At 42.7% G+C, this 21840-nt stretch carries 28 protein-coding genes and 1 tRNA gene; 8 read left to right on the forward strand and 21 right to left on the reverse strand.

The genetic code is table 11. The features are described from left to right. Positions 1–2 precede the first annotated feature (2 nt). From pfkB to ACNAZ4_RS17460, 3 genes are all read right to left on the reverse strand, one after another. Positions 3–917, reverse strand: a complete 915-nt coding sequence (gene pfkB / locus ACNAZ4_RS17450; protein ID WP_415816427.1) for a 1-phosphofructokinase — start codon at positions 915–917, stop codon at positions 3–5. Continuing rightward, the gene (locus ACNAZ4_RS17455) at positions 914–1666 is read right to left on the reverse strand and encodes a DeoR/GlpR family DNA-binding transcription regulator (RefSeq protein WP_415816429.1); all 753 of its coding nucleotides are present in this window, start codon (positions 1664–1666) and stop codon (positions 914–916) included. Before ACNAZ4_RS17455 ends, pfkB begins: the two co-directional genes overlap by 4 nt. 175 nt (positions 1667–1841) lie before the next feature. Beyond that, positions 1842–2471 (reverse strand): LysE family transporter, encoded by a 630-nt coding sequence (locus tag ACNAZ4_RS17460; RefSeq protein ID WP_415816431.1) that lies wholly within the window; start codon positions 2469–2471, stop codon positions 1842–1844. A 138-nt stretch (positions 2472–2609) separates the two neighbouring features. Here ACNAZ4_RS17460 and ACNAZ4_RS17465 point away from each other — a divergent pair. Beyond that, positions 2610–2693 (forward strand) — tRNA-Leu (locus ACNAZ4_RS17465). Between the two features lie 318 nt (positions 2694–3011). Here the strand turns inward: ACNAZ4_RS17465 and ACNAZ4_RS17470 are convergent. Then, positions 3012–3218: a cold-shock protein gene (locus tag ACNAZ4_RS17470; protein ID WP_144479781.1), complete on the reverse strand. Its 207-nt coding sequence runs from the start codon at positions 3216–3218 to the stop codon at positions 3012–3014. A 415-nt stretch (positions 3219–3633) separates the two neighbouring features. On the opposite strand from ACNAZ4_RS17470, the gene ACNAZ4_RS17475 reads away from it, so the two are divergent. After that, on the forward strand, positions 3634–4254 hold the full coding sequence (locus ACNAZ4_RS17475; protein ID WP_415816433.1) for a LysE family transporter: 621 nt from the start codon (positions 3634–3636) through the stop codon (positions 4252–4254). A gap of 97 nt (positions 4255–4351) precedes the next feature. Beyond that, positions 4352–4657 (forward strand): DUF6509 family protein, encoded by a 306-nt coding sequence (locus ACNAZ4_RS17480; protein ID WP_415816435.1) that lies wholly within the window; start codon positions 4352–4354, stop codon positions 4655–4657. Positions 4658–4702: 45 nt separating this feature from the next. Here ACNAZ4_RS17480 and ACNAZ4_RS17485 read toward each other — a convergent pair whose 3' ends face one another. From ACNAZ4_RS17485 to ku, 6 genes are all read right to left on the reverse strand, one after another. Beyond that, entirely contained in the window at positions 4703–5098 is a 396-nt protein-coding gene (locus ACNAZ4_RS17485) for a cytosolic protein (RefSeq protein WP_415816437.1), read from the reverse strand. A gap of 30 nt (positions 5099–5128) precedes the next feature. Next, the gene (locus tag ACNAZ4_RS17490; protein WP_415816438.1) at positions 5129–5626 is read right to left on the reverse strand and encodes a metallophosphoesterase family protein; all 498 of its coding nucleotides are present in this window, start codon (positions 5624–5626) and stop codon (positions 5129–5131) included. Between the two features lie 58 nt (positions 5627–5684). Then, complete coding sequence (locus tag ACNAZ4_RS17495; protein WP_415816440.1) at positions 5685–6203, reverse strand: hypothetical protein; 519 nt, start codon at positions 6201–6203, stop codon at positions 5685–5687. 225 nt (positions 6204–6428) lie between these two features. After that, entirely contained in the window at positions 6429–6926 is a 498-nt protein-coding gene (locus tag ACNAZ4_RS17500; RefSeq protein WP_415816442.1) for a GreA/GreB family elongation factor, read from the reverse strand. Positions 6927–6955: 29 nt separating this feature from the next. Then, positions 6956–7858: an NAD-dependent epimerase/dehydratase family protein gene (locus ACNAZ4_RS17505; RefSeq protein WP_415816444.1), complete on the reverse strand. Its 903-nt coding sequence runs from the start codon at positions 7856–7858 to the stop codon at positions 6956–6958. 137 nt (positions 7859–7995) lie between these two features. After that, complete coding sequence (gene ku, locus ACNAZ4_RS17510) at positions 7996–8850, reverse strand: non-homologous end joining protein Ku (RefSeq protein ID WP_415816446.1); 855 nt, start codon at positions 8848–8850, stop codon at positions 7996–7998. 137 nt (positions 8851–8987) lie between these two features. On the opposite strand from ku, the gene ACNAZ4_RS17515 reads away from it, so the two are divergent. After that, positions 8988–10820, forward strand: coding sequence for a DNA ligase D (locus ACNAZ4_RS17515; protein ID WP_462937936.1), 1833 nt, complete (start codon positions 8988–8990; stop codon positions 10818–10820). A 46-nt stretch (positions 10821–10866) separates the two neighbouring features. On the opposite strand, the gene dapF is transcribed toward ACNAZ4_RS17515, so the two are convergent. From dapF to ACNAZ4_RS17555, 8 genes are all read right to left on the reverse strand, one after another. Then, positions 10867–11847 (reverse strand): diaminopimelate epimerase, encoded by a 981-nt coding sequence (dapF, locus tag ACNAZ4_RS17520; protein WP_415816450.1) that lies wholly within the window; start codon positions 11845–11847, stop codon positions 10867–10869. A gap of 164 nt (positions 11848–12011) precedes the next feature. Beyond that, on the reverse strand, positions 12012–12341 hold the full coding sequence (locus ACNAZ4_RS17525; RefSeq protein WP_415816452.1) for a four-helix bundle copper-binding protein: 330 nt from the start codon (positions 12339–12341) through the stop codon (positions 12012–12014). Between the two features lie 87 nt (positions 12342–12428). Then, entirely contained in the window at positions 12429–13220 is a 792-nt protein-coding gene (locus ACNAZ4_RS17530) for a hypothetical protein (protein ID WP_415816454.1), read from the reverse strand. Positions 13221–13409: 189 nt separating this feature from the next. Then, positions 13410–14798: a S8 family peptidase gene (locus ACNAZ4_RS17535; protein WP_415816456.1), complete on the reverse strand. Its 1389-nt coding sequence runs from the start codon at positions 14796–14798 to the stop codon at positions 13410–13412. 275 nt (positions 14799–15073) lie between these two features. After that, the gene (locus ACNAZ4_RS17540) at positions 15074–15853 is read right to left on the reverse strand and encodes an ABC transporter permease (protein WP_415816458.1); all 780 of its coding nucleotides are present in this window, start codon (positions 15851–15853) and stop codon (positions 15074–15076) included. Beyond that, positions 15850–16758: an ABC transporter ATP-binding protein gene (locus tag ACNAZ4_RS17545; protein ID WP_415816460.1), complete on the reverse strand. Its 909-nt coding sequence runs from the start codon at positions 16756–16758 to the stop codon at positions 15850–15852. Before ACNAZ4_RS17545 ends, ACNAZ4_RS17540 begins: the two co-directional genes overlap by 4 nt. Continuing rightward, positions 16758–16958, reverse strand: a complete 201-nt coding sequence (locus ACNAZ4_RS17550; protein WP_415816462.1) for a PLD nuclease N-terminal domain-containing protein — start codon at positions 16956–16958, stop codon at positions 16758–16760. Before ACNAZ4_RS17550 ends, ACNAZ4_RS17545 begins: the two co-directional genes overlap by 1 nt. 113 nt (positions 16959–17071) lie before the next feature. Next, positions 17072–17392, reverse strand: a complete 321-nt coding sequence (locus ACNAZ4_RS17555) for a DUF4870 domain-containing protein (protein WP_415816464.1) — start codon at positions 17390–17392, stop codon at positions 17072–17074. Positions 17393–17499: 107 nt separating this feature from the next. Here ACNAZ4_RS17555 and ACNAZ4_RS17560 point away from each other — a divergent pair, with 107 nt between their 5' ends. From ACNAZ4_RS17560 to ACNAZ4_RS17570, 3 genes are all read left to right on the forward strand, one after another. After that, positions 17500–17793 (forward strand): hypothetical protein, encoded by a 294-nt coding sequence (locus ACNAZ4_RS17560; protein ID WP_415816466.1) that lies wholly within the window; start codon positions 17500–17502, stop codon positions 17791–17793. Positions 17794–17845: 52 nt separating this feature from the next. Continuing rightward, the gene (locus tag ACNAZ4_RS17565; RefSeq protein ID WP_415816468.1) at positions 17846–18970 is read left to right on the forward strand and encodes an amidohydrolase; all 1125 of its coding nucleotides are present in this window, start codon (positions 17846–17848) and stop codon (positions 18968–18970) included. 272 nt (positions 18971–19242) lie between these two features. Further along, complete coding sequence (locus tag ACNAZ4_RS17570; RefSeq protein WP_415816470.1) at positions 19243–19803, forward strand: GNAT family N-acetyltransferase; 561 nt, start codon at positions 19243–19245, stop codon at positions 19801–19803. Positions 19804–19945: 142 nt separating this feature from the next. Here the strand turns inward: ACNAZ4_RS17570 and ACNAZ4_RS17575 are convergent, their stop codons facing one another. Then, positions 19946–20110, reverse strand: coding sequence for a hypothetical protein (locus ACNAZ4_RS17575; RefSeq protein ID WP_415816472.1), 165 nt, complete (start codon positions 20108–20110; stop codon positions 19946–19948). Between the two features lie 167 nt (positions 20111–20277). Then, positions 20278–21057 carry an SDR family oxidoreductase gene (locus tag ACNAZ4_RS17580; RefSeq protein WP_415816474.1) on the reverse strand — a complete coding sequence of 260 codons (780 nt, stop codon included), beginning with the start codon at positions 21055–21057 and terminating at the stop codon, positions 20278–20280. A 168-nt stretch (positions 21058–21225) separates the two neighbouring features. On the opposite strand from ACNAZ4_RS17580, the gene ACNAZ4_RS17585 reads away from it, so the two are divergent. Further along, entirely contained in the window at positions 21226–21699 is a 474-nt protein-coding gene (locus tag ACNAZ4_RS17585) for an Hsp20/alpha crystallin family protein (RefSeq protein ID WP_415816476.1), read from the forward strand. A gap of 66 nt (positions 21700–21765) precedes the next feature. Here ACNAZ4_RS17585 and ACNAZ4_RS17590 read toward each other — a convergent pair. Continuing rightward, the coding region (locus ACNAZ4_RS17590) for an IS3 family transposase (RefSeq protein ID WP_415813528.1) at positions 21766–21840 on the reverse strand (75 nt) is incomplete at its 5' end.

Below are 21840 nucleotides of genomic sequence, written 5' to 3' on the forward strand. Positions count from 1 at the left end.
CCTCACTGGTAATCTTGAATTTTTACTTCTGGAAGAAGTGTCTCTATTTTTTCAGGTGTGCAAAGGCCGATTGAAAATGCAGTTGCACTGCCTGATGCCACACTGAAGCGGAATGCTTCTTTGGTGTCACCGGTTTTCAAATACTGTGCCAGGAAGCCTGCCACCATCGAATCCCCGGCTCCCACAGAGCTTTTCACTTCCCCTTGTGGAACGCTCGCATGAAAGGCATCCGTTTCATTGATATAGACAGCACCCTTTTCAGCAAGAGAAACAATGACATTTTTTGCTCCTGCCTCCACGAGTTTTTTTCCATACTGAATGGCATCCGCCACTCCTGATATCTCTCTGTCGAAAAACTGCCCCAATTCGTGATGGTTTGGTTTTATCAGGAAAGGCTGATATCCCAGCACGGTTTTGAGCAAATCTCCTTCTGCATCAATGATCACTTCTGCCCCTGTTCCTTTGCAGACCTGGACGATATCCTGATAAATCGTTTGTGGCATGCTTGATGGGATGCTTCCAGCGAGGATCAGAAAATCTCCTTTTCCAAGTTGTTGCATTTGTTCTTTCAATAACCCGATTGCCAGAAAGGAAATTTCCGGTCCCCGTGCATTGATTTCAGTTTCCTTTCCAGCCTTCAGTTTGATATTGATCCTTGTATCTTCCTCGACTTTGACAAAGCCTGTATATACGCCTTCCCTGTTAAGGAACTCTTCGACGTATTTGCCTGTAAAGCCCCCTAGAAAACCAGTTGCCTTGCTTTCAACCCCAAGTGAGCGGAGGACTCTTGAGACATTGATGCCTTTTCCGCCTGGAAGTTTTGTTTCATGGGAAGTCCTGTTCAAAGTTCCCAGTACAATCTCACCTGTTTCGACGATATAATCCACAGATGGATTCAGTGTCAGTGTATAGATCATGGTGTCACAACCTTTATGGAAGTTTTGCTGGTATATTGTCCTTTGGTCTCTTCTTCAAGAATATTCGTGATAACTGCCGCTTCATGTAAATCGGCTATTTTAGCAAAAGTGATTTCTGAGAATTTACTGTCATCCGCTAGCACATAAGCTTCGCGCGATAAGGAAATCGCTTTGGATTTGATCATCGCTTCCTCCTGGTCAGGTGTTGTAAACCCTGAATGAGGATGGATGCCATTGACTCCGAGGAAGCATTTATCGAAACGGTATTGTTCAAGACTTGCCAATGCTCCTCGGCCAATCACTGCATTTGTTTTCGGCTTAGCATAGCCTCCGATGACATATGTTTCGATTTGCCTTTCCATCAATGTCGGCAAATGCATCAATCCGTTCGTGACAACTACGATATCCTTTGCAGGCAGGAAAGCGATCATTTCCTGAATCGTCGAACCTGCATCAAGATAAATGCTGTCGCCTTCTTCTACCAGACTTGCAGCATATTGAGCGATTCGCCTTTTTTCCTGAAGGTTTTTGGAAGATTTTTCGATCATGCTCGGTTCCTGAAGTTTCCCCTTCAGCCTTGCAGCACCGCCATGCACCCTCTTCAGGAATTTCCCTTCCTCAAGTACTGTCAGGTCCCTTCGGATGGTGGACTCAGAAGCTTCTGTTAAATCAACAAGATCTTGGATTTTGACAATCGGTTTTTCTTTGATTAATTGTAAAATGAGCTGGTGGCGCTCAGGCGTTAACATGAGCCATTCCTCCTAATTTGCTTCGTAAATTTATCATAATGTAATCGATTACAAAAATCAATCATTTTCTTTCAAAACCAATCAAAATTATTCAAACGCACTCATAAAATGACTGGTTTTGAATGTTTCCGAAAAAAAAACCTCTTTTAAAAGAGGTTTTAAGCATATTATTTTATTAAAATAAAGCTTTAATGCCCTGGTAAGCAAAGTATAAGCCAAACCCGAATAATGAAAGTCCTGATAATATTGAAATCATCCTTAAGCTGTGATAGTTCAAAAATCGCCTGAATCCGGTTGTAATGGCTGCCACAAATACATCCCACAGTGCTAGTCCAATGAAAATCATGCTGCTGTATATCAATAAGTCAGTACGGCCATAATTACTTGCCGTCTTTGCCAGTACAGATCCATAAATACCCAGCCAAAAAAGTATGGATAAAGGACTGCTGATCGACATGAGGAATCCCGTGAGAAAACATTTAAACAAAGACTCTCTCCCCCTGCTAAAGGCAAGATGGATGTCCTTTGCCCTCACCATGCCTTCAATGCCTGAATAAATGAGCACGAAACCGCCGAAAAGCCACAAAAAAATTTGAATAATTGGCATGTCCAAAAAATTCACAAGGCCAAGATAGATGAGAACCATAAAAATAGCATCAGCCATCATCGAGCCAGTACCGACAATCCACGCATGCCAGAACCCATTCTTGATCCCCTTATCCAGCCTGGCTGAATTGACCGGCCCAATGGGCGCAGCAAGGGTCAGTCCCAAAAAAATAAAGCTTGCAAGCAAACTGATGCTCAACTTATCGTCCTCCAGCACACAGAAATTTTGTAAATTTTATGTGGGGAGATTGTAAAATAATACAACTTGTACCAGGTTTCCTAAAAATTTAAATTGAAATCCATCATTTTTATGATATAATTCTTTTATAACTAATTCGCGGGTGTGGCGGAATCGGCAGACGCGCTAGATTCAGGTTCTAGTGGTGGCAACACCGTGGAGGTTCAAGTCCTCTCATCCGCATACAGAAAAGGTGCCTTTTAACAGGGCACTTTTTTTGTGCCTTTAACCAGTTTTGAATAAAGCTGGATTGTGTGGAATTTGATACGGCATTGGCCGACCCCAATGCAGGAGGGTTTTTAACAGCTTTTGTTTCACTTGCTGCAAACCTGTCAAATTACAGGGGCTTTCTTGACAGCTTTAGCTTCTCTCTCTGCAAACCTGTCAAAATAAAGGCGTTTTCCTGGCACCTTGGTCTCAGTTCTTAGCTTTTTTTCGAATATACTAACTTCCAAAATAAATAACAGCCTGGATTCTCATCCAGGCTGTTTGCACCATTTTTTAACCGATTAGATTTTGACTATGGTTGTTGACCACTTCAAGTACCTTGGTCGTTTCCTCCATATCACTTTTGCAAATCGGGCAAGCGGGGACATTGCTGCTTTTAAAGTTGTCACGAACCCAGCAATTGCAATCATCAGAAGTACATACCCATATTTTCGTTTCTGCAGTGACGATTTCTTCAGGCGGTTTTCTTCCAAATGCCAAATTCCTCACGCTCCTATCGTATTAGTCCGGTCTTCTCTCTTTGATCCATCTCCTTCAGCATGTTTCCAGGATTCGGAATCCTTCGAATAATCTGGCTGCTAAGATTTGAGAAAGACCTTATCATCCGTCGATTGATAAAAAAATTCATTTATTATAAAAAGCCGGCAATTGAACCTTTTTATAATAAATGAATGGTCCGAAAGTTGATATCTATTCCATTTTACCACACTTTCTTATTTTTACCAAAAGTGACACATCAGTTGTTCCTGAACAACAATAAATAGTATATTCATTTCCCCCTTTTTTTATTTGAACAGGCAAAATTTTATTTTATTTTTCTAAATAAAGGTTGTACACTCTCTGCCGGCTGAATAGAAATAGTACAAGCACATCGAGGTTTGGGGGTTTCTTAAAATTGAATGTCTTTTTGGGTTACATATTCCTTGGCCTGTCACTCGCAGCGCCTATTGGACCTGTCAATGCCGCACAGATGGACAAAGGCATCAAGAGCGGCTTTGTACAGGCCTGGCTTCTTGGCCTGGGTGCTTTGACGGCTGATATTATTTATATGCTTACTGTCTATCTTGGGGTTGTAAAGTATCTCGAAACTCCATTCATGCAGTCCTTCCTCTGGCTGTTCGGATTTTTTGTCCTGCTGTATACAGGCATCGAGACGATTTTCAATTCAGGGAAAATCATGATGGATCGCAGAGAGGGAGACTCAGGTCTGAAGTCTTTTATCTCCGGGTTCTTTATGTCTATCTCAAATCCGCTGACCATTTTATTCTGGTTAGGAATTTACGGCTCTGTCCTGGCCAAAACTGCTTCCTCTTATGGAACTGGCGAACTTGTACTTTACAGTTTTGGCATCATCCTGGGACTTATCCTTTGGGATATTGTGATGGCCGCAATTTCGAGCAGCTTCCGTAATCTCCTCACTACACGGCTGCTGACTTTAATTTCTCTCATTTCAGGGATTTCCCTGATTGGATTTGCGCTGTATTTTGGTTACCAGGGGCTGAAGTTATTCATCTGATCTTGGCTGTAATGGGAGTTTTTCGGTATATTCCTTGATTCTTTAAGGGTATTTCGATATATAATAGAAAGGACAAAATCAAAAGGATGAGACATGCATGAAGATTACCGGACATACCGTTGAACTCCTTGAAGATCCATTTGGTCTTCTGACAGGGGACAGATATGAGTATTTTTTAAATATTGAGGTGGATGAAGACGATGAGCTTTTTTCAGATAAAGGGCTGCTTTTAAAGGTGCTGTTCCTTGTGGAAGAGAACAACAGCCGAATTCTCCAAAGCTACTTCATTGAACGGGGAACTGAGAAGGTTCTCGATTTTGAACTTGAAGATGATGAAACAGAGTTGGTCAAAGCATATTGCGAACAGCAGGTGCAAGCTGATGAAGAAAACGAACAGGAATAAACGAAACGAAGAGCAGGAGCACCCTGCTCTTTGTTTTAATTATTTTTACACCTCTACTGACTTGCCTTCCTCGACGATATGAAAAAGAAGATGGGCAAGATGCTGAACAGGGCCAAGTTCTCCCTCTTCTTCGTTCAGTTCTTCGGTGAATTCCAGGTCATTCAGGTACAATGCCGAAAATTCGTAGAAATCCTTAAGGGCGAACCCGTAGCAATTGGAGGGTTCTTCGCTGTTCTCCTCATATTGAAGCATTAGATAGTATTCCTTTCCATCCTTATCCTCTGCATCAAAAAAAACAAAAAATCCTATATTTGTGTCCAAGTCGAATAGATGGCGCGTGCCCCCCTCGGTCGCTTGTTCGTAATCCTCGCTGCTCAATTTTTGGACCTTCATTGTTTCAACCTGGTCTTCTGCATGAAATTTCACATCAAATGTTTTCAAGAAGAATAACACTCCATCCTTATGTAAATTTTATTGCGGATCTTTGAAAAAGATATGCTTTCCTTCGATTCTTTCCCCAATTGTCAGGATACCATAGGAAAATTCCTTCTGTCTTCTTTTATCTGTTGGAGAACCCGGATTGAAGATGACTACTCCGTTATTTTCTTTTAAGACGGGAATATGTGAATGACCATAGATGATGCAATCAACGGGATCATCGGCAAAAGCATCTATTGCCCTTTTTTCAGTCGTTTTCCCTGTGCCGTAACCATGGACAATCCCGATGCGAAAATCCCCTGCGAGGAATACTTCTTTTAAATTAAGAAGGCTTTTAAGTTCAGGACCATCTACATTGCCGGTCACCCCAATGATTGGTGCATACTGTTGCAGCTGATGATAAAGTTCGACTGTCTGCCAGTCTCCGGCATGGATGATGTAATCACAATCTTCCAGGTCACGCTTCAGGATCATCGGCAGCTGCTTCGCCTTCTTAGGCATATGAGTGTCGGAAACGACAACAACTTTCATGGGCGAACACACTCCTCCCTACTGCTTACCCCTGTTATGTTACCCTCTATGAATCGGTTTAACCTTTGTACTTGGTTACATTAAAATAATCATTCGTGTCGTTATACTCATTGACCTCAATATCAAGGTCATGAAAGAAACGGTGAAGCTGAAGCAAAACCTTTTTATCTTTACTGCCGTCCTTGATTGTTTTTGAATAGTTGGCGATGGATTCAAAATCAGATTGAAGTGAGGCATTTTCAGTTTCTACCGTGGACATAACTGATATGATTTCCCCAGCGATCTTCCTTTGTTCTTCCCAGTCCACTTTGTCAATCCTACCCCAGCCAAGGTTATCATTATACTTTTTATGAAAATCAGAAATAAACACTCCGACAGATGAGTAGCCAGTGTTATCTGTGTTATCCTGGAATACCGCAACAGTCTGTCCCTTTCCCTGATCGCTTGTATTGCTGCTGTTCATAATAGGATTGCCGCTCCCACTTTCCCACATTGAATAACCCGCATACAATCCGAAAGCCAGCAAGAACAGACTGGCAGGTAAAATCATGAGTTTCCATTTATTTTTCTTTTCCATCTGTCAGCCCCCCTATGTCCAATTTCAACTCATCTTATCTGTCCTTTTATATATAATTAGACAGCCGCCAGTGAATAACCTTCAATAATTCACCATGAAACATATCTTTATAGTGAAACAGGCTAATCGTAAAAAACAAATCAATCCTCATTAAAAAATCCCGGACTAAATAAAATCCGGGATGTTTCTATAGATTCAAATTTTGCGAAGAGCAAAAGGATTGGTTTATTTTGATGCTTCATCCCAGGTGCGATAAAGCCCTAAAACACAGCATTTGATTTGGCCAGATGGAACGGAGAGAATCGTTTCCTCACCCGGTTTTAAGCCGATCAATTTCTTGGCGACGGGAGCATCATAATAAATTTTATTTTCATCGATATTTGATTCGCCATATCCGACGATTTCATAGGTTTCTTCTTCTGGATCATCTTGATACTCGAACAAACACTTAACAATTGATCCGATTTCAACCACTTCTGTATTTCTCTCGCTGATGTTAATGAACTCTGCAGATTTGTATATTTGTTGAACTTCGTGCAGGCGGTCCACCAGTATCTGCTCATCTTGCTCTAACTTATGGAAATTGGGATTGGCCAGTTTATCATCACCGCAAGCATTGAAAGCAATATTCTTTTCGATGCGAACTTGCTTTAATTCCTGCTCGAGACTGGCTATTTGCTTAAGAATCAATTGCTCTCCCGTCGGGGTGATTTTAACAGCCATGTTTCTCTCCTTTCCCTATTCGTCAGTTTTCATTCGCTTATCTTACCATACGCTTTTAAATAATGCTTGATTAACATATCCAGAAGACTATGAAGGTCCGTAAATCTGTAACCCAGTCCTTCTGCCAGTGACGTGTCAATCGACCATGAACCAGGCAAAGCATATGGCGACATACTGCCTGAATGTGGATTTTCTTCAATGATTGCTTTTTTTCCTGTCAGCAACTCGATTTTATCAACCAGTTCCTGCAGACTGATGTCTCCTGCCGATCCCGGATTGATTGGACCCGTATAGTCTGACTTACCGATTTCCATCAGAAAATCAGCCGCTTCCTCTGCCTCGATAAAACTGTAGCGCATCCCTGGTTTTGGTATACCAATTGATTCACCTGAAAGTACTTTATCAACATGGAATTTCAATCGCTCCGTGTAATCGTCTGCAGAAACGACAATCGGGAACCGTGAAGAGACGGTTTCAAATTGTCCAAGCTGGTGGAAAACTGCTTCAGAGGCACGCTTCGCCTCTTTGTAGCCCTCATAACCAGGATACTCCCTGCGGCCTTTGTACATGATTGAATATGTATGTGCATTGAAGTCCTCTTCCTTATGGAGTGTACCGAATTCATAGACAGCCTGTGTCGAAGTGAAAATGTATCGGCCCACCTTTCCATTTAATAATTCTGTTGTATCCCTGGCTTCCCATGGAGAAAAACATGATTGGTCATAGACCAGGTCGAATTCTTTCCCTTTCAAGGCTTTTGCCAGCGTCTCTTTCTTCTCCCGATCGATCACGATCCGGTTCACTTTATCACCAAATGGATCGGCTTTTGTGCCTCTTGTAGCAATGGTAACCTCATCACCTTGATCGACCAGTTTCCGGACCAATTTTTTGCCAAAATACTGGGTTCCTCCCAGGACAAGTACCTTCTTCATCTGAATACCCCCTCTTTCTTAATAGTTTTATTCTTCCTTAAACGGGGATTCTCCTTTTTCAAAGTGTTTTTTATGTTAAAAACCGGCCACATAAAAGGAGGCCGGTTTAAATGATCAATTGGTAATCATGCTTGGTGTCAGGCTTGTTTCTTTTCCTTAGCCTTTGGTTTAGCGGCTGTCTTCTTTTTCTTTGGAGCTGCAGGTTCTTTCTTTTTCTCAGGCTTCGTGCGGTCAATAGAAGCCTGCAACGCTGCCATAAGATCTGTCACATTGGAGACTGGCTCTTTTTCTGTTGGTGTAACCAGCTCTTTGCCGGTGCGCTTCGCTTCGATCAATTCTAATAAGGCTGTCCGATAATCGTCTTTATATTTATCCGGTTCAAATTCGGTGGTCAGCTGATCAATGAGCATGATGGCCGTTTCCAGTTCTTTTTCGGTCACCTTGTCATCTGCAGGGACGTTTGGTACATCAACGGTTTTTCTGACTTCATCGGGGAAATGAATCGTTTCCATGACCAGTGTGTTATCATATACCCTGATTACAGCCAGCTGCTCCTTAGCGCGGATCATGATTTTCGCAATGCCCACCTTCTGGGATTCCTCAAGTGCCTTCCTTAACAAGGAATAAGCTTTTCCGCCGCTTTCATTAGGCGAGATGAAATAGCTTCGCTGATAGTAAATCGGATCGATCTCGGACATTTTTACAAAATCAATAATTTCGACGGCCTTGTCCTCGTTTTCTTTCCTCAGTGCTTCCAAATCTTCCTCTTCAAGGATGACAAACTTCCCTTTCGTGTACTCATATGCTTTGACAATGTCTTCATTCCTCACTTCTTTATCACAAACCGGACATGTTTTTTCGTATTTAATTGGCGAGTGGCATTCCTTATGAAGTGTCCGAAGCTTGATGTCCTTATCTTCCGTTGCAGCATGCAGCTTTATTGGGATATTGACAAGTCCAAAGCTGATGCTCCCTTTCCAAATTGTATGCATAGCATTCTCCACCTTATCGTTTTATTACTAATTTGCTTTAGAATTCATGAATCATCCCTAAAAACATTTGCCAGCGTACTAGTTTGCAGTCAAATAGGGACAATATAAATATGACTGAGGAAAGGATGGGAAGAATGCTGAAACCGATGCTCCCAACACTTGCATTTGAAACGCCCCGGGGAGATGGATGGCATTATGAAGTCAAATATGATGGCTTTCGTGCACTGTTGACATGGGATCATGAAATCGAAATGACCAGCAGGAATGGGAAAGCGCTGCTGCCTTTGTTCCCGGAAATCGCTGACTTTCTGCTGGCTAATAAAGAGAAGTTCGTGCCATATCTACCGCTGACGTTTGACGCTGAACTGGTTTCACTTGAAAACCCGTTCAAAGCGAACTTCGGGGCCCTCCAGATCAGGGGGAGGATGAGGTCCAAGGATAGAATCAAGATGGAATCAGCAAGAAATCCTTGCAGGCTGATGGTTTTTGACCTTCTTAAAATAAAAGGCAAAAGTTTAGCGGGTGATCGGTACCAGGACAGGCGCGATCAGCTCACCACTCTATTCAATGAGCTTGGTTTGCCTCAATCCCCCAGCCCTCAACATCCGTCTCTTTTACAGCTTGTCGGCAGTGAGAAAAATCTGGATAGCTTATGGGAAAAGGTGGTCATTTATGACGGTGAGGGAATCATTGCGAAGCAGGCCACTAGCAGATGGGAAGAAGGAAAACGTACAGAGACATGGATAAAAACAAAAAACTGGAAATATGTACCCTGTTTTGTGACTGCATATGAAAAATCGAATGGTTATTTTTACATCTCGGTTACTAAAGGGCAGGAATTACAACAAATAGGCCTGGTGATCTTTGGCTTTAAGCCGGAGGAAAAGAATGCCCTTCATCAGATCATCAAGCAGAACAAAAGCGGAGAAGACCACCAATTCATCTATGTGGAGCCGGCGATCTGCCTGGAGGTAAAATACCTTGAAATCTATGAGGACCAGCTTCGTGAACCTCATTTCCACCAATTCAGATTTGATTTAACTCCAGCAGCCTGTACGTATGATAAATTCGTTCTCCAGCAAAAGAACCTGCCCCCGGATATCGAAATCACGCATCCTGACAAGCCACTTTGGGAAGATCCGCCTATCCAAAAGATTGACTATATCCATTATTTAAGGGAAATCTCGCCTTATATGCTTCCTTTCCTTAAAGACAGGCATTTGACAGTGATTCGTTTTCCGCATGGCATGTTTGGAGAAGCCTTTTACCAAAAAAACGTTCCTGATTATGCACCGGAGTTTGTACAAACTTCGACATGGGAAGGCATTGAATACATTATCTGCAACAATATGAAGACTCTTTTATGGCTGGGGAACCAAATTGCCGTGGAATTCCACATTCCTTTTGAGACTATCAAAAGCAAAGGACCTGAGGAAATCGTCTTTGATCTTGATCCGCCATCAAGGGAATATTTTCATCTGGCAATTAAAGCTGCGATTGATATTAAGGAAGTTCTTGATGAACTGAAGCTGATCAGCTTCGTAAAAACATCTGGCAACAAAGGGCTGCAGATTTACGTACCGCTTCCTTCAAATAAATACAGCTATGAAGATACAAGATTTTTCACCGCATTTATCGCGAACTATCTCGTCTCTAAGGACCCTGATTCTTTCACGATCGAGAGGCTGAAGAAGAACAGGGGCAATAGGTTGTATGTGGATTATATCCAGCATGCAGAGGGCAAAACGATTGTCAGCCCCTATTCCGCCCGCGGAAAATCTCATGCAGGGGTGGCGACACCGCTCTTTTGGGACGAAGTAACTGAGGATTTGAAGATTGAAGACTTTCAGCTGGGAGCGATCATCGAGCGCGTAAAAAGATTAGGCTGCCCGTTCAGAAATTACTTTGCAGCAAAAGCCGAGCAGGACTTCGAGCCAGTTTTAGACGTATTAAAAAAGAAAAAATCCTGAAGATCGCCTTCAGGATTTTTTCAGGGTATCAATATACTTATCCTTTTTAAAATCTGCTGAGATACTTTTTGGCATGCTCCTGCAGCTTTTCATATTGTACATCCTCATTGAAGTCTTCCTGTTCGAGAATCTCTTCAAGGATTCCATCAACATTAAAATCAACTTCAATTTGGGCGGAGTAGACAAACGTGGCGTTGCCAATTAAGTCAATGGTGAATGTATCACCTTCCTTATGGGCTGCACACTGTACCATTCCGCCATTGTTGTACACATTAATCGGCTGTTCCAATTCATTTTCATTCATCAGGCATGTAACAAGAGTGGAGGCTGACATGGCTGTGCCACAGGCGTTCGTATAGCCTACTCCCCGCTCATACGTCCTGACAAAAATACTACCCTTTTCCAGCAGCCTGATGAAGCTGACATTCACGCCATCAGGAAATAAATCGTTTGGCTGGTTCACTTTTACGCTTAGCTCAGTCTGCAAATCAGAATCCAACCGGTCTTTGCTGACAACTGCTGTTAAGTGCGGATTAGGTACCGCCAGCGCTGTGAATGTTAGTTCTTCTGACAATGCCGGGATCTTCTCCTGGATGAGCATATCTTGTTCAAGGTTTAAAGGCAAATCCTTCAAGTCGAAAGTGACAGGAGAGATTTCCACTTGATAGGTCGGAATACCGCTGAAAATTTCTTCATGCTTCCTGACCTGCAGATTGGCCTTCAGCGTTTCAATGACCGCTTCATCCACTCCTAGCTTCTCACAGACATACCTGCCTGCACAGCGAAGCCCATTTCCGCACATCGATGCTTCCGTGCCGTCTGAATTGAAGATGCGATACTGTGCATCCGCGACCTTGCTGGGACGGATGAACAGGATTCCATCTGCCCCCAATGAGTTCTCCCGGTCACATAGCGCCAACGCGAGATCCCGTCTTTTAAAATCATCAAATTTATAGTTGCGGTCGGTTTCATCTATCAGTAAGAAATCATTATTCGATCCATGGCATTTAATTAAATCAATTAACATGTTTACGCCCCCAAAATCCTTCGTTATATTACAAGATGCCATAAATATCGGAATTGTTCAATAGACATGCTGACGTGCAGCAATTTATCAATCCTGCTACTGCTCTTTTTTAGTTAATCCACGGCAAAAAAAATGACCAGCATAGCTGCTGATCACTTTCATGATTAAGATGCCATCTTCCTGCATTCTTCTGCGCATTTAAAGCATGCTTTCGCGCATTTTTGGCAATGGTCATGATCATGCTTTTTGCATTCATTGCCGCAGGCTTCGCAGAGATCCGCACATAAACCACAGATCTGGTTAACGAAATGGCTGTTGGTCTGCATCGCTGTTACTGCCATGCGGCAGATTTCTGCACATTCTCTGTCCATCCTGATGCACTCAGCCATCATTTTCACATTCTCTTCTTTCAGGCAGGAATCAAAACATACATTACATGCTTCGATACATTCAATACACGCCTGGATACAATCCTGATATTGCTGGTTTACCATATTCCAACCTCCTTACGGTCCTATCTATCTGTTATCCTCACAGCAGGCTGGATAAACGAATATTTGAGAAGTGGAATATATTTCAAACTAGTGATCGTAATACATAAAGCGTATGGCAAGAGCAGCAAACACTGTCAGCCGCTCTTCCTGACTCAAACTATAGTCGAAGACAAGTACTGGTGTATTTGCCTCTATAAAATAATGGGTCCACTCAAGGGGCATCCAGCCTTTTTGAATTCTGGCCGCAACCTCCCCTTTTTCCCGGATCATCTTAATGTCTTGGTACAGACCAGATGATTCTTCGATTTTCAATTTTTTTCCGTTCTTTAAAAATGCCATGCCAGTAGTACCCGAATGCTTCTTTCCCGGATAAAATATACCGATGATTTCCCCTTGTTGATTCAGCAATTTCAACCTTTTCCTCTCTTCAACCAGGCTGGCTTGCATCCTTCCATGTGAGTCATAAATCCCGATCCGCTTCCTTATTCTTTTATCAGCAAAGTCAGGGATGAACCATCTGTATTTCCTAACTATGATTTCTCTCATTTCTCCAGCAAGCATGCCATCAGGAGTAAAAAAAAGCATCTTTAACGCAGGTGCCGGGGCAAAAGCCAAAAGAAGGCTGTTATGCCCGAAAAACCGCTTATCCTCATAGCAGGAAACCGGTATTCTAGTCACCTCTGTCTTATTTTTATACGATATAAAACCGATATAATAGATCAGGCTGACAGCCAGAAAAGGAATCGAAACAAGGAATAAAGGCAAATCCCAGGAAAAGACCATACTGATAGTTAATGCTGCGAAAAGAATTCCGGCTGATATGATAGAACCGTTTAGATTCAAATAAGCTTTTTGCTGGTAAAACTCCCGGATACTCATATCTATTATCTCCTTGAAGAAAATCTACTTGTTCATTCTATGTCTATTATTCAAGGAGGCCAATCATGCTAGGTTTTTTTCTGGTGAGTCATTAAAATGCAAGAGCCGAGCTGTTCAAAGCTAGTAAACGGACGCTATGATGCCGAAAGAATGAAAAAACAGACAGGAAGCCCTGTCTGTCCAAATCTCTTATTTCAATTTCAAAGCATTCACTGCATTGATTAAACCATGTCCTGCATTTTCATCGTAACCTGGCTTGAAGAGATCTTCAGCAGAGTTTTGGATGATCGCTTTTACTTGTGCAGGAGTAAGTTGATCTTTGCCATGCTTTGCGATTACTACACCTGCAAGAGCCGCAGTTTTCGGTGCAGCCATTGAAGTTCCGCCCTTACCGCCATATGCGTGGCCAACGACATTTTTATCAGCATCGAGTACTGGCACTGTACTCCATGCAAGGTAGCTATTATCTCTTCCGGCCCCTGTTGAAGGATCATAGTTCGGACCAAGGTCTCCCCCTGGTGCCATCACATCGATTTTACCAACTCCGTAGTTAGAGTAGAAGGCAAGGTTTTTCAAAGCACCGCCAGCTGATACACGGATCATTGTCTGGCTGCTTGGACTTCTGTGGGTAGCCCCCTTGTCATCCCCTGACAATTTCCCCGGACTGCTTAAGTCGACAGCATTGTTACCTGCTGAACCGACAACCGTCACTCCGTTTTTGATCGCGTACTGGATTGCACGGTTGAACAATTGTACATCTGCAACAATGTCTTTCGTTGCATAAGCAGGATCCTGGAACCAGTCATATCCTCCAAGGGACATGTTAACAACATCAACATTATCATCAGCAGCGGTCATCAGCGCCTCTGCAATATGGGAAGTTGCTGCTCCGCCAGTTGGTCCGAACACCCGATAGGATGCCACTTTAAGATCTGGACCAACGCCAAGTGCCCTGCCCTTAGCGGCAATTGAGCCGGCAACATGGGTACCATGGCTGTTCTGGTCGATCGGATCATCATAGCCAGGAACGAATGACTTCCCACCGGCATAATTGTCTTTCAGATCCGGGTGGTTGTAATCAATCCCAGTGTCGATTACACCAACAACAATATCTTCCCCGTCTGCAGATAATCCGGTTCCGCCCGGAAGCTTCCAGGATTCTCCGTCATTCGTCACCTGCTTGATATCCCACATGTAGTTGTTATAAATGTCTGCTCCTTCAGTAAAGTCTTCCGCTGAAATGGTTTCACCATCAATCGTTTGTTCTGGATAAACGGTATTCTCGACTCCTGCCTCGAGTACAAGGGAGGATTTTTTTACCTCTTTCAGGAAGTTGGAATTCTTCGAAGTGACTTCAACCGCTCCAAGCTTGTCCAGCTTATCTTCCACTTTTCCGCCAGCCTTTTTGATTGCATCAGCATAGCCTGCAGGAAGTCCCTGTTGATCTTTAAAAACGACAAGGTATGTATTTTCTGAGTTCCCTTCTGCCTCTCCTTTTCCAACACCTGCATTAAAAATAGTCGCAGCTCCTAACAGTACTGCCAATGTTCCTGCATAAAGTCTTTTTCTAGTCGACATATTACCCCTCCTTTTTATCTTAATTTTCATTATATTCAATCATTTATCTTTGGCAATATAATGATTTCGACAAGAAAAATAGGAATACATAAGGGAATTTAGGCCTTTATTATCATTCTTTTTCCATTTCCTATATGATGACATTGGCAAAATGTGTTGAAAGAATTATTTATTTTAATTGATTGAATGATTTTTTTCGACAAAGGGAAATGAAAAACAGTTCTTCTCTACTAGCATAAAAAGAGTCAAAAAAAGACCTGGTCAGTGACCAAGTCCTAATTCGCTAGTTCCTTTTTCTTAAAAATATAGATTGCCAGGCTCAAGAATAAAATAATCATTGTGACGGTCAAGCCTGAAGCCGGCCATACATGTTCAGACCATTGATCGCTAATCAATTTCTCTGATACATAGGAAAAGAGCTGTGTTGGACTCCATTCCATCAGATGCTGAAAAGATCCGCCAATCATAGTCGTTATGAATACCGTTACAAGGACTGTCACCGCTGCTGCACCAGGATGTATGAATGCTGCACTGCATAAAATCAAGAAAGACAGCACAAGCACGAGCCATAGAGAGTATAACCCAAATGCATTCATGAGACTGCTGAAAGGGAGAAACTCAAAGAGAACACCCGTATAATACCAGCTTGCCAACATTCCAAGGAAGAAAGATAGAATGATTAATATAAGTGCTGCTGCCCATTTGGAAGTGATGTAGGCGACATACGAAACAGGTTTGACCAGGATTAATTGGGCAACTCCGCTTTTGCGCTCACCCGAAATCGTTCCCATAAAGGAGAGAACAATTAATAATACGCCTAGCAGCTGATATTCTCCCAGGCTCATGATGAACACTTCTTGAGGCGAAGGCTCTGGCATTTCAAAAACCGCTCCTTCGGGAAGGCCGCCTGACGAGCTGATTATCTCAGGCAGGTAATAGGTGGTCAGGGGGTCCAATACTCCCAGCAAGATAAAAGCGATTGGCATCCAAATCCATTTATAGTTTCTGGCCATTTCAAGGAATTCTTTATTTAATAGTGTGAACCACTGCTTCATTTTTGCACCACCTTCATGAAAACATCTTCAAGGCTGATGGATCCTATTTCGTATTTCGTGAGCGGCCAGCCATCCTTGACTGCCTGGCTAAGGATCAAATCTTTGACACCTTCAAGTTCTTCCGTAAATATACTCGCCTTATTTCCTTCTATCTGGATTGACGTGATTTTTTCATTGCCCGAAATAGAATTCAGGTATACTTTGGCATCCTGGTTAAATACTAGGTCAATTTTTGACTGATGGTATTTCTCCCTGAATTCTTCCATTGTCCCAGATTCAATCAGTACACCATTATGCAGGAACAAGATGCTTTCACAGACCTCTTCCGCGTCATTCAGGATATGGGTTGAAAACAAAACCGTCGCATCCTGCTTAAGCCTATCCAGCAGCTCAAGAACTTCTCTTCTCCCGAAAGGGTCAAGTGCTGATACAGGTTCATCAAGCATGATCAGCTTGGGACGGTGGATGATTGCCTGCGCGATGCCAAGCCGCTGCTTCATTCCGCCGGAGAACTTGCCAATCCTCCTGTTCTTTGCATCCTCTAAACCAACGAGCTCCAGAAGTACGGCTGCCCTTTCCCTGGCTTCCTTCGTTCCCAGTCCTGAGAGCTTCCCTACATATTCAAGGAACTCCTTTGCTGTCATCCAGTCATGGAAAACAGGATGCTGCGGAAGATAGCCAATGAGTCGGCGGTGATCATCTCCCTGTTTCGCTCCCTCGAATACGATACTGCCTTTTGTCGGTTCAAGTAATCCGGAAATCATTTTCATTGTAGTAGTTTTCCCTGCTCCATTCGCACCGATTAATGCTACACATCTCCCGGTCTCCAGTTCAAAATCCAGTCCTTTGACCACTTTTAAATCCTTGAAGCTTTTTTCCAGATTTTCGACACGTACTAAGGCCATTACTGGTTTCTCCTTCCAATCACGAAATACAGGATCGGGCCGATGATATTTACCACCAATATGACCACTGCCCATAACCATTTTGGTCCGTTCGTCTTTTCTATTCTAATCAAGTCCACCAGAGCCACAACCAGCAAAATAACCTGAATGACAATTATCGGTGCAACTAGTGCCCAGTTTACATCAGCAAGTAATTCCATTCCTAAAACCTCCTCATTTGTTTTACAACCATAAGACGGCCGAGGCAAAAATTCGTTCAAAAAAAAGTAAAAAAAAATCCGGCAGTATTTTTGCCGGATCAGTCAAATGCATATTACAAAATCCTGAAGATGAATGGAATGCGATATTCCTGCCCTTCATAAGCTTTTATTGCCCCAACAATCGTGAAGATCATCGCTAATATCCCGATAACCCATAACATGAAAAACCCAATCAAAACGATGACGAGAATTCCGCTGACAATTCCATATACTGTATAAGAAATGAAAAAGTTCATATATTCCCTTCCATGGTAATCAACGTAGCTTGAGTCATCTTTTTTTACAAGCCAGATAATCAGCGGTCCTAAAAACGCGGTGAAAAAACTGATCAAATATATTCCTGCTGCAATGAGCCGTTCGTCATTTTTTGGCATTCGTCATTCCTCCCGATTTCCTTATAGTTAACTGTACGAAAAAGCGGGAAAAAAGTTTCATGATAACCGAACTTTTTCATTATAATGATTGTTAAGAGTTTTCATTATTGGCTCAGTTAAAGCCCACTGATGGTTTATCACCTGTTGATTTTAGTGGAAGGCGCGTAGACTCCTCGAAAATGCTAACGCATTTCCTTCGTGCGTGGGCAGGTTCAAGGAAGCCAAAACAATGTCCTGCCGGCGCAGCTGGTCAGGTGAGACCCCGCAGAAGCGAAGCGACGAGGAGGCTCAGCGCCAGCCCAGAGGAAGAATTGTTTATGAAAAAGACGGCAGTTGGTCTTTTTCATATTCTTCCCGCGGAAAGCGAAGCGCCTGGAACGAAAATCAACAGCCATGTTTAACAGAGCCTTATTTCTGTAGATACAAGAAAATAAAAACAGGATAGGATGAACTATGAAGAGGATTTTATTGAAAAACGCCAATGTCATTCCAATCACTTTTGAACAGAGACCAAATTGTGATGTTTTGATTGAAAATGGAAAAATATCCAGAATCGGAAAGGATATACCCGCAGCATCTTGGGACGCAATTATAGACTGCTCCGGGAACTTCCTGCTTCCTGGATTCATTGATGTCCATACCCATCTCGGTCTCTATGATGAAGGTACAGGCTGGGCCGGTAATGACGCTAATGAAACGATTGAGCCAATGAGTCCTCATGTCCGTGCGATTGACGGTGTATATCCACTCGATCCTGCTTTCAGCGACGCCCTGAAATATGGGATTACCACTGTGCATGTTATGCCGGGAAGCGCGAATGTGATCGGCGGAACTACATCCGTCATTAAAACAGCAGGTAAAAACATCAAAAATATGATCATCCAGGAAACAGCAGGACTCAAAATCGCTCTTGGTGAAAACCCTAAGCGCATCCATAGTATGGGCAATAAAGATTCGATAACCCGGATGGGCATAATGGGGATGCTCAGGGAAGCTTTTTATGAGGCAATGAATGCAGACCAGCCTGAATCTTTGCGGATCCAACCTATCATTAAAGCGTTGAAAAGGGAGATTCCCGTCAGGATCCATGCTCATCGTGCTGATGATATAATATCAGCGATCCGATTTGCCGAAGAATTCAACCTGGATTTGCGGATCGAGCATTGTACAGAAGGCCACTTGATTGCTGAAGAGCTTGCAGGACTTAATTTAAAGGTTTCTGTCGGCCCCACACTTACACGCCGGTCGAAGGTTGAACTCAAAAATAAGAGCTGGAAAACTTATCAGGAATTGACGGACCACGGTGTTGAAGTGTCCGTCACGACCGATCATCCCTACACACCGATCCAGTATCTGAATCTCTGTGCTTCTATAGCCGTCCGCGAAGGTTTGTCGGAACAAAAAGCACTTGAGGGCATTACGATTTTACCAGCGCGGAATTTGCGTGTTGATCACCTTGTGGGCAGTATCGAGCCTGGCAAAGATGCCGATTTGGTTTTGTGGAACCAACATCCTTTCCACTACAGTGCCAAACCAATCTGGACTATGGTGAATGGTGAAATCGTTTATCAAAAATAGTCGAAATTCAGTGTAGATTTTTGGCAAAAAATCGCAGAAAAAAAAGATAAAAAACCTATTTGCTTTTTTGCAAATATCCTGTATTATACTTCTTGGAAATAAAATTTCATAAAGCAAAGTGATTAGGGAAGGCAAATGGTGCGCCACCAGTATCCTGGTTCTAGTGGGTTCGATTCCCACCCCGAAATTTTTTAGCAACTTACAAAAAATTTCGAGGGTGGCCGTAAAGTACATTCGTACGGGATAGGACTGCCCTGTGTGGAGGGATACAGATGCTCAAGAAACGCGATCTTCATGATTGCCACGAATTATTTGAGCTGATGGCGCATCCGGATGTCTTCCCTTTTGTGCGCCAAAAGGCAAACTCATATGAAGAATTCGTATTCATTACAAAACAAACGATTGAAGCTGAGGAACAGGGTGAACTGATATCCCGAACGATTCTTGACGAATGGGGAGCGCCAATCGGCACAATCAACCTTTTCGACATCCAGGAAGGTGCAGGGTTCTTAGGCACCTGGCTGGGCAAGCCTTATCATGGCAAGGGCTACAATAATATCGCTAAAGATGCGTTTTTCCAGGAACTATTTTATGAACTGGGGATTGAAACGATTTTCATGCGGATCCGGAAAGTGAATATTCGCTCCCTCAAAGCAGCAGAAAAGCTGCCTTATGTTGTGAAAGCAAACGATACTCGAAGAAATATTTACGAACAGCTTAATGCTGCCGAAGAGGTTTATGACCTTTATGAAATCCCTAAAGATCAATATACCCTTTACCTGAAGAGGACTGTTCCACAGGATGAGGAAGCCGTACAATTGCTGGAAGCATAACATCAAACGCCCTTTTAGGGCGTTTTTATTTTGCATCGATATTCTGGATCAATGATTTTCTTCGAATACCCGGAAGCATCGAATCGCCTTAATTAATAGCGAAAACGCTTTCTTCTTCTGCAGACAAGCATGCGGGACTCAATTAATTAAACGGATCCGTAACATCCATTTCTTCCCGGTCATGTAAGGATGCTTCAGATAAGAAGGCCTCCAATTCTGCATCAGTCAGTGTCTCATAACGCCCGTCCTCGAAAAAAATTTGTGTCTGGTTCGGATTGATCCTATTCATATTGAAACCAATGCCCATCTCAATCACCTCAATGAATAAACTAAATCGCAATAATAATTAGATAATTTCACCCTGATTGAATTTCTTTGTTATTAGCTTTCCCAGCAATCATTCCCTTATTCATTGCATGGTTGGTTGCTTTTCATATACAACAAAAGCCCTGGATTTCCCAGGACTTCTAATGTCTAAGATTTTTCCCGATAGATTTTCCCCAAAACATCCTTACCGCCTGTTATCGGAATGATGCTGCCGGTTATAAAACCGGATTGATCGTTTGCCAGGAAGCTGATTACTCTTGAAACATCCTGTCCGGTACCCGGTCTGCCTACAGGAACAGTTGAATCGACCGTATGAAGGGAATCTTCAATTGCTTTCTCCTTCCACTCACCTACGATATCTCCTGGACAAACCATATTTGCAGTAATTCCATTCTCCGCTTCTTCCAGTGCAATCGTTTTGGTCAAAGACGCCAAACCGGATTTAGCAGCAGCAAACGCAGACCTGTAAATCCATCCTGGAGCAGACTCTACCCTGTCAAAACCAATTGTTATGATCCTGCCCCACTTCCGCTTTCTCATCAACGGGATAATAAGATTCGATAAATAGAAAACAGCGTTCAAATTGCCATTTATGATGTAATTCCATTCATCGATATTATATTCGCCCATTCTTTTCCTCTCTGATATATATGGACCGGCATTATGGACGACTATATCAATGGCGGGGAACTCCTTTAATGCCTGGGAAACGATTTGTCCACAAGCCTCATAGTCCGTAATATCCCCTTGGATACATATATTCCTTGTATTGTACTTTTCTGTCAGATAAGCAGCGAGTTCCTCTGCTTCATTTTTGCTGTTCCGGTAATTGATGATCATATTGACCCCTTCGGCAGCAAGCTGCTGGGCTGTACGTCTTCCGATCCCGGCCGCACCCCCGGTAATTAAAGCCGTTTTATTTTCCACACCCTGTACTCCTCATCTTCATTAGACTACTTATCACTATACTAAAAAGAAGAGGGATGTTTTGCAACTTTAAGCTTTTAAATTGAACAACTCTTCCTTTAACCGCTGGGCATCCGCCTGCATATACTATCCATATCGAATATGGACTGCTTGAAAGGCGGGATATAAATGTTTCCATGGAATATGATGCCATTCGACAGAAATACTCAAAAAAAGTTTTTGGAGATGAAACCGGAAGAAATCGAAAATTATGTTCAGCAAATGATGGGCAAAATGCTCCAGCCAGATATGAAGGGGATGTTTAAGCCTGAAGATTGGTTAAAAGGAATGCAGCAGCAAAGCACTCCTCAAACAGAGAGCTCGTCCAACAAGCTGAACGCCAATATCTTCGAGACTCATGATTTCGTATATGTAAGGCTTCCTATGAAAAACGATACTTGGTCTAAACAAATGAAGCTATTTTATACTTCAAATCAAGTAATCATTGAACACATACCTGAATTCTCCGACAAGCATACCATCGTGCTGCCTGCAACAGTGAAGCGAAAGGGTGCATCTGCGACTCATCGGGATGGAGTGTTAGAACTCAGGCTGCCCAAGATTGTCGATCTGCAGTTTTCTGAGATTGATATTTCCACCTAACAAAAAAAGAACAGCCCACAGTGAACTGCTCCCCGTCAAGTAGACAGTGGAAATAATAAAAACAATCTAAGCGGCTTTAGCCCTGTATTCTAAAGGGCTAAGGCCGTTTAATCTTTTTTGGTAACGTTCATGATTATAAAA

The sequence above is a fragment of the Mesobacillus thioparans genome (assembly GCF_965138835.1).
GTDB lineage: Bacteria > Bacillota > Bacilli > Bacillales > Cytobacillaceae > Mesobacillus > Mesobacillus thioparans.